This window comes from Bradyrhizobium lablabi (assembly GCF_001440475.1).
Classification (GTDB): Bacteria; Pseudomonadota; Alphaproteobacteria; order Rhizobiales; family Xanthobacteraceae; genus Bradyrhizobium; species Bradyrhizobium lablabi.
In genome coordinates this window covers 1-15266 of record NZ_LLYB01000121.1, presented here as the reverse complement: position 1 = coordinate 15266, position 15266 = coordinate 1, and the positions used below count along the sequence as shown (strand labels likewise).

Here is a 15266-nt window from a genome sequence, read left to right as displayed (position 1 = left end):
CTCGACGGCCAGCTCATGGTCGTCCTCGACGTCGATCGCGTTCTCGAAATCACGCCTGACCTGATGGCGGCATGAAAATCCAACCCGGTATGAAAACATCCCCCGTGGGGATAGGTGTAAGTGGAGGCCTAAAATGAAAACCTGTCTGGTCGTCGATGACTCGAGCGTCATCCGAAAGGTCGCACGACGCATCCTCGAAGGTCTCGATTTTCAGATCGTCGAGGCTGAGGACGGCGAGAAGGCGCTTGAAGTCTGCAAGCGCGCGATGCCCGAAGCGGTCCTGCTCGACTGGAACATGCCGGTGATGGACGGCTACGAGTTCCTCGGCAATCTGCGCCGCATGCCCGGCGGCGACGCGCCCAAGGTGGTATTCTGCACGACCGAGAACGACGTCGCGCATATCGCGCGCGCGCTGCACGCCGGCGCCAATGAGTACATCATGAAGCCGTTCGACAAGGACATCGTCACCGCGAAGTTCCAGGAAGTCGGCCTGCTCTGATCTCGCGCAGGTTTTCCCGGCGGCTCAACGGCCCTCGGCGTTGTTCTTGTAAGTGTACGCTTTTGAGTTGGGTCGGGTGAAGTAATGAGTGTTGCGTTAACGAAGTCTCCACCGCCAATCTCGACACGGCAAGACAAGCTGCGTGTCATGGTGGTCGACGACTCCGTCGTGATCCGCGGGATGATCTCGCGCTGGATCGGCGCCGAGCCGGATATGGAGGTCTCCGCCTCCTTGCGTACCGGTCTCGACGCCGTCAACCAGATCGAACGTATCAAGCCCGACGTTGCGGTGCTCGATATCGAAATGCCGGAGCTCGACGGCATTTCGGCGTTGCCGCAACTGCTGGCGAAAAAGCGCGACCTCGTCATCATCATGGCGTCGACGCTGACCCGCCGCAACGCGGAGATCAGCTTCAAGGCGCTTTCGCTCGGCGCCTCCGACTACATTCCGAAGCCGGAGAGCACGCGTGAGGCAACCGCCGCCGAGACCTTCCACCACGATCTGATCCAGAAGATCCGTCATCTCGGCGCCAGAGCCCGCCGTCGTGCCTCGCCTGCCGCGAGCCCGGCGCTGGCGCCGGCCCCCGACCGGATACGCGAGGTATTGCCCCATCCGGTCGCAGCACCCGCTCCGCAACTGCAACTCGCGCGCCGGTCGTTCAGCATGCTGGCGCCGCGCGTGCTGCTGATCGGCTCGTCGACCGGCGGGCCGCAGGCGCTGATGGCGCTGGTCACCGACATCGGGCCGGTGATCGACCGCTTTCCGGTATTGATCACCCAGCACATGCCGCCGACCTTCACCACCATTCTCGCCGAGCATCTGGCGCGCGCAAGCCGCCGGCCGGCGCATGAGGCCGTTGACGGCGAGATCGTCAAGCCGGGACGGATCTATCTTGCACCGGGCGGCCGCCACATGCGGGTCGTGCGCCACGGCGCCGAGACGGCGATCGCGCTCGACGACGGACCGCCGGTGAATTTCTGCAAACCCGCGGTCGACCCGCTGTTCACCTCCGCGATCGACGTCTGGCAGGGCAGCATTATGTCGGTGATCCTGACCGGCATGGGCTCCGACGGCATGCGCGGCGGCAAGGAGATCGTCGCCGCCGGCGGCAGCGTCATTGCCCAGGACGAAGCCACCAGCGTTGTGTGGGGCATGCCGGGCGCGGCCGCCAATGCAGGTATTTGCGCGGCGGTCCTGCCGCTCAATCAGATTGCGCCCAAACTGGTTCGGTTGTTTTCGGGAGATCGTTCGTGACGCCTTCAGACTATGAGTACCTGCGTAAGCTTCTGAAAGAGCGCTCCGGGCTCGATCTTTCCGCCGACAAGCAATATCTGGTCGAAAGCCGGCTGCTGCCGCTGGCGCGCAAGGCCAGCCTGCCGGGCATTTCCGAACTCGTCGAGAAGATGAAGGGTGGGGCCAGCGCGCTGACGGCGGAGGTGGTCGAGGCAATGACCACCAACGAGACGTTCTTCTTCCGCGACAAGATTCCGTTCGATCATATGCGCGAGACGGTGATCCCGGCGCTGGTGCAGGCGCGCGCCGCGCGCCGCAGCTTGCGCATCTGGTGCGCGGCTTCCTCCACCGGGCAGGAGCCGTACTCGATCGCGATGTGCCTGAAGGAGGCTGGACCCTTGCTCGCCGGCTGGCGCACCGAAATCGTTGCGACCGACCTGTCGCAGGCGGTGCTGGAGAAATCGAAGGCCGGCATCTTCAGCCAGTTCGAGGTTCAGCGCGGATTGCCGATTCAGTTGCTGGTGAAATACTTCACCCAGAACGGCGAACTCTGGCAGATCAGCCCGGAGCTGCGCGGCATGGTGCAGCATCGTCAGCTCAACCTGCTGCAGGACTTCTCCCATCTCGGCGTGTTCGACGTCATCTTCTGCCGCAACGTGCTGATCTATTTCGATCAGAACACCAAGACCAACATCTTCGAGCGGCTGTCGCGGATGCTGGAGCCCGATGGCGTGCTGGCGCTGGGCGCGGCCGAATCCGTCGTCGGCATTACCAACACGTTCAAGCCCTATCCGGATCGGCGCGGACTTTATCGTCCGAACATCGCGCCGGTGATCAGGGTGGGCGCGTCGACGCTGGTGCCGCAAACCCTGCGGGCGGTTGCCGCGGCGAGCTGATCTCGTTCTTCAGCCCGTGCCTTGGATGCCGCCGCGCTACAGAATCGCGTGCGGCAGGAAGCGCGACGTGTTGCCGGTGATCGGGTTCTCGTCCTCGCGGATCGACAGCCCGCACGGCGTGCCATCGACCAGCCAGCTTCCGAGCACCGGATATTGGTCGGAAAAGCTCGGCAGCGACGCGAACGCCTGCCGGATGAATCCTTCCGCGCCATAGGGGCCCTGCTGCTCTGCCAGCGTGGTGCCGGCGCTGACGAGCGCGACGTTGGCGCCTTCCCGCGAATAGAGCGGCTTGCGGACGAACGAGGAGCCGAGCATGGACGCCTTCGGATCGTCCTCGAAATAGGCCGGCAGCAGATTGGGGTGTTTCGGAAACATCTCCCAGAGTAGCGGAAGGATGCCCTTGTTGGAGAGGATCGCTTTCCAGGGCGGCTCGATCCAGCGGGTCGGCGCGCTCGACAGTTTCGCGCCGAACGCGTCCTGAAACATCCATTCCCAGGGGTAAAGCTTGAAGGCAAGCTCGATGGTGCGGTCGTCGAGATCGACGAAGCGGCCATCGCCGCCGAGCCCGACGTCCTTGATGTCCATCAGCGTGGTCTTCAATCCGGCCTGGCTCGCGGTGTCCTGCAAATAGGCAAGCGTGCCGGCATCCTCGGTATTGCCGGTCATCCCCGCGAGATGCAGATGCTTCGCGCCGCCGTGCTTCTTCCAGGCGTCGATCAGACGCTCGTGGATTGAATTGAACTGGTCGGCGCGCTTCGGGATGATGGCGCGCTCCATCGCCTGTTCGAGCCAGGTCCACTGGAAGACCGCCGCTTCGAAAATCGAGGTCGGCGTATCCGCGTTGTACTCCAGCAGTTTCGCCGGGCTCCAGCCGTCATAGCTCAGGTCCAGCCGGCCGTAGAGGCTGGGGTCACGGCGGCGCCAGCTTTCGGAAATCAGCGGCCAGAACGCTTCCGGTATCTTCAGCCGCCGCAGATATTTTTCGTCCCTCATCGCGCGGCCGACCAGTTCGAGGCACATCGCATCAATCTCGGCGGTGGGCGCCTCGATCCGCCGTTCGATTTCGTTCAGCGTGAAAGCGTAATAGGCGCGTTCGTCCCAGTAGCGTTCGCCGTTGATGGTGTGAAAGGTAAATCCAACGCCTTCGGCGGTGGCACGCCAGTCGTCGCGTTCGGGGCAGGGGATGCGCTGCATGAAACTCAGCCGCCCGAGAAGCCGATGGCATGCCCGAACGAGCCGAAGCCGCCGCGCTGCGCCGCGTGCGAGCCGGAATCGTAGGAGGAATGGCTCGATGATGAGGAAGAAGAGGAGTCGCCGCTGCTGTAGTAGCTGCTGCGTCCTGACGATCCGCCGCCGGAGCCGCCGCCAGAGCTCGAGGAAGAACTGCGTGACGAGCATTCGGTCGTGGTTTGCGTCGGCGATCCGTACGCATTCGATGGTTGTTCGCAGGTGCGGTTCGGAATCAGCGTGTAGGCGGCGGTGCCGACCGCAAACGTACCCATCAACAGAAGGGCGACGTGGCCCGAGCGCTTGGCCGGGGGCGGAACGGGACGCGGCGCTGCCGGCACCGAGACCTTGTTTCGCCTGCCGAACTCCTGGTTTGGTTTGTCTGCCATGGCTAGTAGACCATGCAGGCGGCGTTCAGTGCGCCGGCGGCCAGCGAGGACAGTCCGAGCCAGATCGCGGCCGCAAGTTCGCCGGACGCTATCCGCTCCGACAGCTTCGGCACGGGAACCCTGACGAGGTAATAGACGATGATCTGCACGATCAGCGCGATTGCCGCCCAGATCAGGCAATCCCAGACATTGGCCGAATGGGTGATGGCGCTGACCAGCGGCAGCACGAAACCGAGCAGGCTCAAGCCCAGCGCAATCGCGGCGGCCGGCTCGTTGGCGCGGATCAGGTCGAACTCATTGTGTGCCGTGACGCGGGTATAGACGAAGAGGTAGGCCACTACGGCGATAATAGCCGTACAGAAATAGACCAGGAATGCCGGCAGCCCGGCAAGCGATTGCAGGATCATTGAATTCGCCCCAACTCGTGCGTCCTGACAGGTTCGCACGATCTGTCAGTCGGCGCACCGGGGCAGCGGGTTCAATCCCAAACAAAAACCCCGCCATTCGGCGGGGTTCGCAAATCCTCCATGGCGGCCGTGACGCGGACGGCTATTCCCTGACCTCGATCTTGCCCTTCATCGCCGGGTGCAGGCCGCAGATGTAGTCATAGGTTCCGGCATCGGCGAGGGTGATCTGGGTGGTCTGGCCTTTCAGCGCGATCGACGAGCGCTGCGCCTTGGGACCGGTGATCGTCACCTGGTGCGGCGAGGAATCGGCGTTGTGCCAGGTGATGGTCTGGCCCTTGCTGACGACGACGGTCTCCGGACCGAACTTGAAGTCTGATATCGAGACCACGCCGGGCCCCGGCGCGGGCTTTGCCATGGCGCCTTCGGGGGTGCCCTTCAGGCCCGCCAGCGAGATGACGAAATCCTGCCCGGCATGCGGCTTGTGGCAGGTGAAGCAGGTCGTCAGATTGGCCTTGTCGTTGACCTTCCTGTCCGGGCCGAACGCCTGATACTCCCATTCGCCGTTGCGAATGTCGTCCTTGTACTCGGTGCCCCAGCCGTCGCGCTTTTCCATCACCGTGTAGGCGACGAGATCGCCCTTCTGGAAACGGCCGTTGGCATCCTTGAGCGGCTCGCCGGCCGCGTCGAGTTGCGCCTTGTATTGCACCAGCATCAGCACCGTGCCGCTCGGAATCGGCTGCCCCTTGCGTACCGCATCGACCGCTGCCGGCGTCGCATAGAGCTCGCGATACTGCTTGTTGTCGTAACGATCGACCGTGGCGTAGAGCGTGCCCTTGTCGAAATTCTCCGGGAAGACGACCTTGTCGCCGCCGGCGAGCGCCGAGTAGCCGATGAGCGCACCCGATGCCGATCCGAGCACGACAGCGGCAACAAGCCTGACATTTTTCATGACTTCCCCCTTCGTTTGCGGACATTCCGTCAGCTACGAGACACCGCGAAGCGGGTTTCAATCCGGAGGGAAGCGAATTTGTCGCGGTAAGCGGCGGCCCCACACGGTTCGATGAAATTGCAGCGTTCGAATGCGAGGGATTCTGCCTATTGCTCGTTTGGCTGACGCGATCCCCGAGCCAAGCGGTGAAGCAGGCGGAATGCCAGCCAGAAGAACAGAACGACCAGTGCGATCGCCGCAAGCGGCGCAGCCAGCGCCAGAATCGAGATCAGCGAGGCGCTCCCGAGCTCGGCTGTAGCCACCGCCGAATTCCCAAGTCCACCGGTGAAGACGGTGGATTTTGCCCTGAGCATTGCAGTCAGGCCTTGCGTGATGCCGGCAACGCCGCCTCCCGCGATAATGGCTGCCGTCCATTTCACCATCGGCGGCAGGTCGGTCATGACTGCAGCGGATACGATCGTCCCCGCGACGACGGCACCGGGCGTTGCCACCGTGTCGAGCAAATTGTCGACGCCTGGAATGTAGAACGCGGCGATCTCCACGATGGCTGCCGTGCCGAGCATGATGAGGGCGGCAGGTGTGCCGAGCCATGCGAACCCATCGCTCAGGCTTGCATGCCCGGTGTAAGCCGCACCGCCTAGAACCAGCAACGGCAGAAACAACCGAAAGCCGGTCGCGGCAGCGAGCCCGATGCCAAGCGCAACGGACAATGCCAGATCGAAGTGCGACATGTGCGCAGGCTCCATCAGCTCCCGCGTGAAGGATCAGCGACGACCGGATCCAGATGCGTAGCGTGGCGATGTTTCCGCTGCGCCAGTGCCCGCGACGAGCGGTTCGTTCAAGCCGTTCGCCGGCTCGTGATGAGACCATACACGAACAGCACGATGATCGCCCCGACAACCGCACCGATAAGCCCCGCACCTTCGCCCGGGCTGTACCAGCCGAGAGCGCGTCCGAGATACGATGCAACGAAAGCGCCCACGATCCCAAGGATCGTCGTCATGATGAAACCTGACGGCTCGTTGTTGCCGGGCATAATGAATTTGGCGATGACGCCGGCGATGAAGCCAATGATGATCGTCCAGATGATACCCATCCACGCAACTCCCTGCTTTGAGGAGCGACATCTTTCGCTGAGAGGCCAGATTGTAGCAGCTTTGATGGAACTTCGAGCCGCCAAGTTGTAACATAAGGTGATTAAACTTTTGAGGCGCAATCCGAAATGGAGGGACTAACTTGGGCAGCAACTGCACTCTTGCTCAGGAGGATCGCCATGGCGACGAATCTGGTCTCTGCAGTGATGCAATTCCTCACGCCCGACATGATCGCGAAGATCGCTTCTGTTCTAGGTCTCGATCGCACTGTCGCGCAAAAAGCCATCTCGGGAGCAATTCCCGCGCTTCTTGCAAGCTTCGCTGATGTTGCCTCCACCCCCAATGGGGCACGACAGCTCACCAATACGCTGACACAGCAATCCGCATCGATCGAGAATCTGAAGAATCTCATCGGCGGTTCCGGCCAAAACCTGCTGCAGGAAACGGGGTCGAACATGCTTTCGGGCCTGTTCGGCGGTGGAACGCTGGATACGATGGCGCAGACGATAGGCAAGTTCGCGGGGATCGGCGAGGGGACTACCAAGTCGATGCTTGGCATGCTTGGTCCCGTGGTTCTTGGCACGTTGAGTCAACAGCAACGCAGCGCCGGTCTCGACGCAAGCGGGCTGGCGTCCCTGCTCACTTCACAGAAGGATCAGATCGCCGCGGCAATGCCGTCCGGCCTTGCCAGTCAGTTGAGCGCCGCTGGTCTCATCGACGGAGCGAGCGAGAGCTTGCGCAGCGGTGCGGCGGCCGCCAGCGCGGCTGGTGGTCGAATTGCAGACGCTTCGGAGCGGACCGCTTACCGGGCCGGTCAGGCGGCCTCTGCGGCCGCCCGTACGACCGCACAATGGCCATACTGGTTGGTCGCGGTGCTGGTACTGGCTGGTCTCGCCTGGTTCGCCCTTGGTCGTTCAGGGCAGGACGAGGTTGCTCAACTGCCGCCGCCCTCCACGACGCGGACCGCGACCGGAACCGTGGGCGCGGCTCCGACGGATTTGACGGTCGGAGGGATGAATCTGGCGAACCAGGTCAACGCCTCGGTTGGTTCCATCAGGACCTTGCTCCCCGGCATCACCGACGCTGCGTCGGCCGAGGCCGCCCTGCCCAAGCTGAAGGAAGCGACCGCTCAATTGAATGAGGTCAGTACCCGCGCGGCGCAGCTCTCCCCGGAAGGAAAAACCATCCTCGTAAAGCTGATTGTTGCGGCCACCCCGACCATCAATCAGATGTGTGACAAGGTGCTGGCGACGCCCGGGGCCGGCGCCGTTGCGAAGCCGGCGATTGATGAGCTTCGAGGCAAGCTCGACGCGCTCGCGCGTTCCTGAACGTCACAACGTTGTGCCGTCCGGCCAGTGTCGGACGGCGGGGCAGCATGCTGCCGGCAGCTTCGCGCCTGCCGGGGATCGCTCAATCGGTTGTTTGTGTCCAACAGGAGTGAGATCAATGGCCGACAAGACAAGCTTCACGAAGGATGAGTGGACGCTGTTGCTGGAGAGCCCGATGATCGCCGGTATGGCCATCACCGCGGCCGAACCCAGTGGTCTCTGGGGACTGCTGAAAGAATCCTTTGCCGGAGGTTCCGCTCTCACCGAGGCGGCCTCCAGCCCCGGCACCAACGCGCTGGTCAAATCGGTCGTCACGGACTTTGCCAGCAGCGAAGGGAGGAGTGCAGCGCGAGATGGTCTGAAGGCAAAATTCGCCAGCAGCAAGCCCGCTGAAATGAAAGGCAAATGCATCGATGAGCTGCGGCAGGTTTCCGCGCTGCTTGCCGCGAAGGCGCCGGGTGATGCGGCGGAATTCAAGGGCTGGCTCCGGAAAATCAGCCAAAGCACCGCCGAGGCGGCCTCGGAAGGCGGAGGCCTGTTCAGCGGCGGCGTCCAGGTCAGCGATGCCGAGAAGGCGACGCTCGGTGAGATATCGACCGCATTGGGCGTTTAGGCAGCTAAAGGCACCATCATCCCGACAGGCCGCACAACCGACAATCACTGATGGGAACCCAAAACAAAAACCCCGCCATTTCGGGCGGGGTCCAGTCGGGAGGAGTGAGCCTTTCGGCTCGCCGTAAACCCTTGCTCAGGCGGGGATGCGCTCGTCCGCCTCGTGCGGCTCGCGCAGCACGTAGCCGCGGCCCCACACGGTCTCGATGAAGTTGCGGCCTTCGGAGGCGTTGGCCAGCTTCTTGCGCAGCTTGCAGATGAAGACGTCGATGATCTTCAGCTCGGGCTCGTCCATGCCGCCATAGAGGTGGTTGAGGAACATTTCCTTGGTGAGGGTGGTTCCCTTGCGGAGCGAGAGCAGCTCCAGCATCTGGTATTCCTTGCCCGTCAGGTGCACGCGCTGGCCGCCGACCTCGACCGTCTTGGTGTCGAGATTGACCACGAGGTCGCCGGTCTGGATGACCGACTGGGCGTGACCCTTGGAACGGCGCACGATCGCATGGATGCGGGCAACCAGTTCATCCTTGTGGAAGGGCTTGGTCATGTAGTCGTCGGCACCGACGCCGAGACCCTTGACCTTGTCCTCGATGCCGGCGAGGCCGGAGAGGATCAGAATGGGAGTCTTGATCTTGGATACCCGAAGCTGCTTGAGCACGTCGTAGCCGGACATGTCGGGCAGGTTGAGGTCGAGAAGGATAATATCGTAATCGTAAAGCTTACCGAGATCGACGCCTTCCTCTCCGAGGTCCGTCGTGTAGACGTTGAAACTCTCGGATTTAAGCATCAATTCGATCGACTGCGCGACGGCGCTGTCATCTTCTATCAGCAAAACGCGCATGCCAGTCCCCTTGTAGTCCGCCGCTCCGGGCGTCAGGTCGGCCGCACTTGCGGCACTCAAAACGCCTTTGAACAACTGATTCGGATCCTGACAGACACATGGTTAACAAACTCTGATTCCGGTTCGCAAGCTCTTTAAGTGCAATTTTTATCGAATCGCCCTAAGATGTTGCTTCGAAGCAGCTTTTTCTAACCGTGCGTGCTCAGTCTCCACATTAAGAGGCGGGCCTAACCGACTCCCGCGACTTACCCTTCTTCTGACGGGCAAGCGCTCTCAGTCACCAAAGACAGTGACGCAATGATTAATGATGCGGGTAAACACCAGGTTAAGCGGTCTCGGCTAAAACGTGGAAACTTAAGGTTTTCGCAATGAAGGCGCTTGCGGAGCAAATCGGCGATATCGACGGCGTCAATATATATGGCCGTGTTGTGGGCGTGCGCGGGCTGATGGTCGAGATCGCGGGGCCGATCCATGCAATGTCGGTAGGCGCGCGGATCGTCATCGATACCGGCGGTAACCGATTCATCCCGGCTGAGGTCATCGGGTTCTCCGGCAGCAATGCCGTCGTCATGCCGTTCGGCGGGCTCGACGGTGTCAGGCGCGGTTGCCGCGCGGTGATCGCCACGGCGGCCAGCCAGGTGCGGCCGTCACCGGCCTGGCTCGGCCGCGTCGTCAACGCCATGGGGGAACCGATCGATGGCAAGGGGCCGCTGGTGCAGGGCGCATCGCCGATGCCCTATCGCAACGCGCCGCCGCCGGCGCATTCGCGCAAGCGCGTCGGGCCGCCGCTCGATCTCGGGGTACGGGCGCTTAATACGTTCCTGACCTGTTGCCGCGGCCAGCGGCTCGGCATCTTCGCCGGTTCCGGCGTCGGCAAATCGGTGCTGCTGTCGATGCTGGCGCGCAATGTCGATGCCGACATCACCGTCATCGGACTGATCGGCGAACGCGGCCGCGAGGTGCAGGAGTTTCTGCAGGAGGATCTCGGCGACGAGGGTCTGGCCCGCTCGGTCGTGGTGGTCGCGACGTCGGACGAGCCCGCTCTGATGCGGCGGCAGGCCGCCTACCTGACGCTCGCAATCGCGGAGTACTTCCGCGACGAGGACAAGGACGTGCTGTGCCTGATGGACTCGGTCACGCGCTTCGCGATGGCGCAGCGCGAGATCGGGCTGTCGGCCGGCGAGCCGCCGACCGCCAAGGGCTATACGCCGACGGTGTTCACGGAACTGCCGAAGCTGCTGGAGCGGGCAGGGCCGGGAACCGGGGTCGGCACCATCACCGCCATTTTCACGGTGCTGGTCGACGGCGACGATCACAACGAGCCGATCGCGGACGCGGTGCGCGGCATTCTGGACGGCCATATCGTGATGCAACGCTCGATTGCGGAGCGCGGACGATTTCCCGCGATCAACATCCTCAAATCGGTTTCGCGCACCATGCCGCGAGCGGCCGATCCCGCCTACCTGCCCGTGATCACGCGCGCCCGGCAGGTGATGGCGACCTACGCCGATATGGAAGAGCTGATCCGGCTGGGCGCCTATCGGGCGGGTTCCAGTGCGGAAGTCGATGAGGCGGTGCGGCTGCACGAGCCGCTCGAAGCCTTTCTGCGTCAGGCTAAGGATGAAAAAGCAAGCCTCCGCGACGGTTATGGCCTATTGGCGCATATCCTCGGCAATTTGGAAACGGAACGCTAACTTTGTCAGGCCATCATCCCCGGCACATGATTAACGACGCCGGTGGGGCCCCCCGGGGGAGCCGGCTCCGTCCCGCGTGCAGATTGGGACTTCTGGGGAGTATGAGTCGATGAAGTCACGAGAAACGCTGATCCGCCTGAAGAAATTTCAGGTCGACGAGAAGCGCCGAAGGGTTACCCAGATCGAAGGCATGATCGCGGACTTCCAGCGCATGTCGGTCGATCTCGAGCGCGAAATCCAGACCGAGCAGGAGCGGGCCGGGATCAACGATCCCTCCCATTTCGCATACCCGACCTATGCCAAGGCCGCGATCCAGCGCCGCGAAAACCTGACCCGTTCCGCAGACGAACTGCGCATCCAGCTCGAAGACGCCAAGAGCCTGTTGAGCGAAGCGTTCGAGGAGCTGAAGAAGGTCGAGCTGCTCGACGAGCGCGACCAGGCGCGCGAGCGCGCCGAGGAGAGCGCCCGGGAGCAGGCCGACATGGATTCAATCGGCCTGATGCGCGCCCGGCTTGGCGTCGCCTGACGAAGCCTCCGCTGATCTGACACAATCGAAAACCCGGGCCGCAAGGCCCGGGTTTTTCGTTGCCGGCACGCGTCCCGGGCCACTTGGTGGCCCTTTTGACGCAAGGTATGCTACGAAACCTCTCGTCGGCTCCAGCGTAGGACGCGGGTGGAGAATCGAGATTTTGGGGGACGCTGAATGCTGACGCCAGCGGAGCTGGTCTGGCTGATTGCCGCGGTGGCGAAGGGGGATGAGGCCGCTTTTGAGCGCCTGTACGCCGCCACGCGCGCGAAACTCTTCGGCGTCGTGCTCCGTATCTTGCGGCGTCAGGACCTCGCGGAGGAGGTCATTCAGGAGGCTTACGTCAAGATCTGGAACAGTGCCGGCCAGTTCAACCCGGCCCTGTCTTCGCCGATCACATGGATGGCGTCGATTGCGCGCAACCGGGCGATCGACGTGGTGCGCAAGAAGAGCGAAAGCTCGATCGAGGAGGAGCCGGCCGCGATGGAAGTGGCGGCCGATTCACCTGATCCGCTGGCGCGGCGCGAGATGACGGAAGAGTTGAAGCGGTTGCTGGAATGCGTCGGCCGCCTCGAGCCGGACCGGCAGAAGCTCGTGCTCCTCGCCTATTACAACGGCTGGAGCCGCGAGCAGCTCGCCGCCAAGTTCGAGACGCCAGTGAATACGGTGAAGACGTGGCTGCGCCGCAGCATGATGGATATAAGGGAGTGTCTCGGGCTCTAAAGGTCCGGATCTTGAACGATGGCCCATAGCGAAGACCATATCGCGCTCGCCGCGGAATACGCGCTCGGCACTCTCGATGCCGACGAGCGCGCGCAGGTCGAGACCATGATGGCCGTCGACACCGAATACAGCGCGCTGGTCCACGCCTGGGAATACCGGCTCGGCGTGCTCAACCAGATGGTCGGTTCGATCGAGCCGCGGCCGATCGTGTGGGAAAACATCAAGGCCGCGATCGGACATTCGACGGAGGCGCAGGCGCCGCTGGTGCTGCCCCGGGCGGAGCAGCCGGCACCGCCGCCGCCCGAACCTGCCGCCGAGCCGGTGGTGGCTCCCGTGGTAGCCGAAGCGACGCCGGCCGCGCCGGCCACGACGGCCGCGGACAATGCGAACGTCATCCAGTTGGCGGGCCGCGCGAAGCGCTGGCGCAGTCTTGCTTCGGTCGCCACCGCGCTTGCCGCAGCTCTGGTCGCCATGTTGGCGGTGCAGGTCTACCAGCCGGATCTNGCTGCGGCCGAAGCCGCAGATCCAGACGGTCGAGGTGAAGACGCCGGCGCCTTCACCGGCGCCGTCGGCGCAATATGTCGCGCTGCTGCAGCGCGACGGCGGCTCGCCGGCCTTCATCCTGACGGTCGATGCGGCGACCAAGAATTTCACGGTCCGCAAGGTCGGGGCCGATGCCGAGCCCGGCAAGAGCTTTGAGCTCTGGCTGATCTCCGACAAGCTGCCGCGGCCGCGCTCGCTCGGCGTGATCGGCGGCAGCGATTTCACCGCGCGTCCGGTGCTGGCCGATTACGACGCCGGCACCATCAACGCCGCGCTCTTTGCGGTCACCGTCGAGCAGGCCGGCGGTTCGCCGAGCGGCCAGCCGACCTCGGCGCCGGTCTTTACCGGCAAGCTGATCGAGACGGTGCCGGCGCGCTAGCGCCCGCGCACTGAAGCTTCCCCTCATGGTGAGGAGCGCGCCCTTGCGCGCGTCTCGAACCATGCGGCCCCCATCGTGCCCATGGCCATCCTTCGAGACGTCCGCTTCGCAGGTTCCTCAGGATGAGGTCGGTGGGTGTGTCAGGATGAGGTCTGTGGGAGTGACGACGATGCCATCACGCCCCGACAAAAAGAAAACGCCCGTGGGGAGCGGGCGTTTTCGCAGTCAACTTGGGGGTAGTTGGGGTCTTGATTATCCACACGGCGACTTTGGGGGGCTGTAAAGAGCCGCGTGAATTCCGTGAAATCTCTCTCCTTTAGCGTACGACTGAGTTGCCTGTACTCGTAATCACGACCGGCTTGCCGGCCTTCATCACGCGCGTGCTCGCGGTCTGGGTGAGACCTTCATCCGAGGTCGTGCGCGCGGAGATGCTGAACCCGGCGACCACGATACCTACCACGAGCGCCACGACCACGATCTTGAGATGGGTCGTGCGATCTGCGCTGTAGATCGAGTGGTTCATGGAAGTCTCCTGCCGCCTTCCTGCCTACGGATTTGTTGGATGCCTCCGCAGGTTGGTTCAACGTCTCGCGTCAGGAAACGTAGGAATCCGCCGTTCAGTTCCAAAGAGGCGATCACAAGGCGGTGAAAAGACTTGAACGGTCGCGATCAAAGGATCGCGGCGGGTCGGCAAAAATGAACGATTGTTTATCTGCTACAATACGTTATGCCAGCCGAAGCGCCGGCGGCACGGAATCCGCGCCATTTTCCCGATTTTAACAAACCATTTGCATGTGGCGAAATGGCCTCTGCATTTTTACCGCTGATTTGCGCCGCGCCGCCGGTATTCCTTAGACGCTGCCGACCGTCTTCAGCCGCGCACGCGGATGAATTTCGGCCTGCGACAAGACAGTGGTTTGCGAGCGGAAGCGTTCGATCAGCGAGCGCACGAACGGGCGGATCGCCGCTGAGGTAACGAGTACCGGCGCTTCGCCTTCGCGCGCCGCCTGCTCGAAGGCGTTGCGGGTAGCGGTCATGAACTCCGACAGCTTTGAGGGCTGCATCGCGAGGCTGCGCTCTTCGCCCTGGCCCACGATCGATTCCGCGAATGCCTGCTCCCAGCGCGCCGACAGCGCGATCAGCGGCAGATAGCCGTTGTACGTGGTGTTCTGCGCGCAGATCTGGCGCGCCAACCGGGCACGGACGTGCTCGACCATGGTGGCGGGGTTGCGCGAGAAGGCGAGCGCGTCGGCAATGCCTTCGAGGATGGTGGAGAGGTCGCGAATCGAGATCCGCTCGGCCAACAAAAGCTGAAGAACGCGCTGGATGCCCGACACCGTGACCTGGCTCGGCACGATGTCCTTGACCAGCTCGCCCTGTTCTTTCGGCAGGTCTTTCAGGAGCTTCTGCACCTCGCCATAGGAGAGCAGGTCGCTCATGTTGTTCTTGAGCAGCTCGGTGAGGTGGGTCGACAGCACGGTCGCCGCGTCGACCACCGTGTAGCCCTTCAGCGAGGCCTCTTCCTTCAGCGCCGCATCGACCCAAGTGGCGGGGAGGCCGAACGTCGGCTCGACGGTGTGGACGCCGGGCACGCTGACCTGGTTACCGGCGGGGTCCATGACCATGAACTGGTTCGGCCAGATCTTGCCCGAGCCGGCGTCCACTTCCTTGATCTTGATGACGTAGGTGTTGGCCTCGAGCTGGACGTTGTCGAGGATGCGCACCGCCGGCATTACGAAGCCCATTTCGATCGCGAGCGAGCGGCGCAGCGCCTTGATCTGTTCGGTCAGGCGGTCGGTGCCATCAGGCCCGTTGACCAGCGGCAGCAGCGCATAGCCCAGCTCGATCTTGAGGTCGTCGATCTTGAGCGCGGTGGCGATCGGCTCTTCGGCCGTGGCTGCGGCGGCCGCGGCGGCGTCGGGCGCGGCG

At 63.2% G+C, this 15266-nt stretch carries 18 protein-coding genes and 2 pseudogenes; 11 read left to right on the top strand and 9 right to left on the bottom strand.

From position 1 onward, the window contains the following. From CQ14_RS47240 to CQ14_RS33600, 4 genes and pseudogenes are all read left to right on the top strand, one after another. Positions 1–75, top strand: a pseudogene (locus tag CQ14_RS47240) (chemotaxis protein CheW); the annotation flags it as partial. Between the two features lie 58 nt (positions 76–133). Next, the gene (locus tag CQ14_RS33610; RefSeq protein WP_057862060.1) at positions 134–499 is read left to right on the top strand and encodes a response regulator; all 366 of its coding nucleotides are present in this window, start codon (positions 134–136) and stop codon (positions 497–499) included. Between the two features lie 84 nt (positions 500–583). Beyond that, positions 584–1753: a protein-glutamate methylesterase/protein-glutamine glutaminase gene (locus CQ14_RS33605; RefSeq protein ID WP_057862059.1), complete on the top strand. Its 1170-nt coding sequence runs from the start codon at positions 584–586 to the stop codon at positions 1751–1753. After that, the gene (locus tag CQ14_RS33600) at positions 1750–2628 is read left to right on the top strand and encodes a CheR family methyltransferase (protein WP_057862058.1); all 879 of its coding nucleotides are present in this window, start codon (positions 1750–1752) and stop codon (positions 2626–2628) included. The genes CQ14_RS33605 and CQ14_RS33600 overlap by 4 nt, the downstream gene beginning before the upstream one ends. 36 nt (positions 2629–2664) lie before the next feature. On the opposite strand, the gene CQ14_RS33595 is transcribed toward CQ14_RS33600, so the two are convergent. The 6 genes from CQ14_RS33595 to CQ14_RS33570 form a co-directional block, all read right to left on the bottom strand. Beyond that, positions 2665–3822 carry a glutathionylspermidine synthase family protein gene (locus CQ14_RS33595; protein WP_057862057.1) on the bottom strand — a complete coding sequence of 386 codons (1158 nt, stop codon included), beginning with the start codon at positions 3820–3822 and terminating at the stop codon, positions 2665–2667. A gap of 5 nt (positions 3823–3827) precedes the next feature. Further along, on the bottom strand, positions 3828–4244 hold the full coding sequence (locus tag CQ14_RS33590) for a hypothetical protein (protein WP_057862056.1): 417 nt from the start codon (positions 4242–4244) through the stop codon (positions 3828–3830). A gap of 2 nt (positions 4245–4246) precedes the next feature. Continuing rightward, a complete protein-coding gene (locus tag CQ14_RS33585) occupies positions 4247–4651 on the bottom strand; it encodes a DUF350 domain-containing protein (protein WP_057862055.1) in 405 nt (134 codons plus the stop codon). 142 nt (positions 4652–4793) lie between these two features. Then, positions 4794–5600 carry a cytochrome P460 family protein gene (locus CQ14_RS33580; protein WP_057862054.1) on the bottom strand — a complete coding sequence of 269 codons (807 nt, stop codon included), beginning with the start codon at positions 5598–5600 and terminating at the stop codon, positions 4794–4796. 146 nt (positions 5601–5746) lie between these two features. Then, a complete protein-coding gene (locus CQ14_RS33575; RefSeq protein ID WP_057862062.1) occupies positions 5747–6331 on the bottom strand; it encodes a DUF4126 domain-containing protein in 585 nt (194 codons plus the stop codon). A gap of 107 nt (positions 6332–6438) precedes the next feature. Then, positions 6439–6696 carry a GlsB/YeaQ/YmgE family stress response membrane protein gene (locus CQ14_RS33570; protein WP_057862053.1) on the bottom strand — a complete coding sequence of 86 codons (258 nt, stop codon included), beginning with the start codon at positions 6694–6696 and terminating at the stop codon, positions 6439–6441. A gap of 177 nt (positions 6697–6873) precedes the next feature. Between CQ14_RS33570 and CQ14_RS33565 the strand changes: the two genes are divergently transcribed. Next, positions 6874–8022: a DUF937 domain-containing protein gene (locus tag CQ14_RS33565; RefSeq protein ID WP_057862061.1), complete on the top strand. Its 1149-nt coding sequence runs from the start codon at positions 6874–6876 to the stop codon at positions 8020–8022. Further along, positions 7982–8635, top strand: coding sequence for a hypothetical protein (locus tag CQ14_RS33560; protein ID WP_245320733.1), 654 nt, complete (start codon positions 7982–7984; stop codon positions 8633–8635). Before CQ14_RS33565 ends, CQ14_RS33560 begins: the two co-directional genes overlap by 41 nt. Positions 8636–8770: 135 nt before the next feature. On the opposite strand, the gene ctrA is transcribed toward CQ14_RS33560, so the two are convergent. After that, positions 8771–9472, bottom strand: a complete 702-nt coding sequence (ctrA, locus tag CQ14_RS33555; RefSeq protein ID WP_016848562.1) for a response regulator transcription factor CtrA — start codon at positions 9470–9472, stop codon at positions 8771–8773. Positions 9473–9840: 368 nt separating this feature from the next. Between ctrA and fliI the strand changes: the two genes are divergently transcribed. From fliI to CQ14_RS42905, 5 genes and pseudogenes are all read left to right on the top strand, one after another. Further along, positions 9841–11166 carry a flagellar protein export ATPase FliI gene (fliI, locus tag CQ14_RS33550; RefSeq protein ID WP_057862051.1) on the top strand — a complete coding sequence of 442 codons (1326 nt, stop codon included), beginning with the start codon at positions 9841–9843 and terminating at the stop codon, positions 11164–11166. Between the two features lie 109 nt (positions 11167–11275). Further along, positions 11276–11692: a flagellar export protein FliJ gene (fliJ, locus tag CQ14_RS33545; RefSeq protein ID WP_057842912.1), complete on the top strand. Its 417-nt coding sequence runs from the start codon at positions 11276–11278 to the stop codon at positions 11690–11692. Between the two features lie 177 nt (positions 11693–11869). Next, complete coding sequence (locus CQ14_RS33540) at positions 11870–12415, top strand: sigma-70 family RNA polymerase sigma factor (protein WP_057862050.1); 546 nt, start codon at positions 11870–11872, stop codon at positions 12413–12415. An 18-nt stretch (positions 12416–12433) separates the two neighbouring features. Further along, positions 12434–12918 (top strand): annotated as a pseudogene (locus CQ14_RS48475) (anti-sigma factor); the annotation flags it as partial. A 1-nt stretch (position 12919) separates the two neighbouring features. Next, positions 12920–13337 (top strand): anti-sigma factor (locus tag CQ14_RS42905; RefSeq protein WP_245320732.1); only part of this gene is annotated, 418 nt, incomplete at its 5' end. Positions 13338–13653: 316 nt separating this feature from the next. Here the strand turns inward: CQ14_RS42905 and CQ14_RS33530 are convergent. Together CQ14_RS33530 and CQ14_RS33525 are read right to left on the bottom strand one after the other, a co-directional pair. Continuing rightward, positions 13654–13860 carry a hypothetical protein gene (locus CQ14_RS33530; RefSeq protein ID WP_057862049.1) on the bottom strand — a complete coding sequence of 69 codons (207 nt, stop codon included), beginning with the start codon at positions 13858–13860 and terminating at the stop codon, positions 13654–13656. Between the two features lie 328 nt (positions 13861–14188). After that, positions 14189–15266, bottom strand: a 1078-nt coding sequence (locus CQ14_RS33525; protein WP_199805683.1) for an FHIPEP family type III secretion protein, incomplete at its 5' end; no start/stop codon positions are given.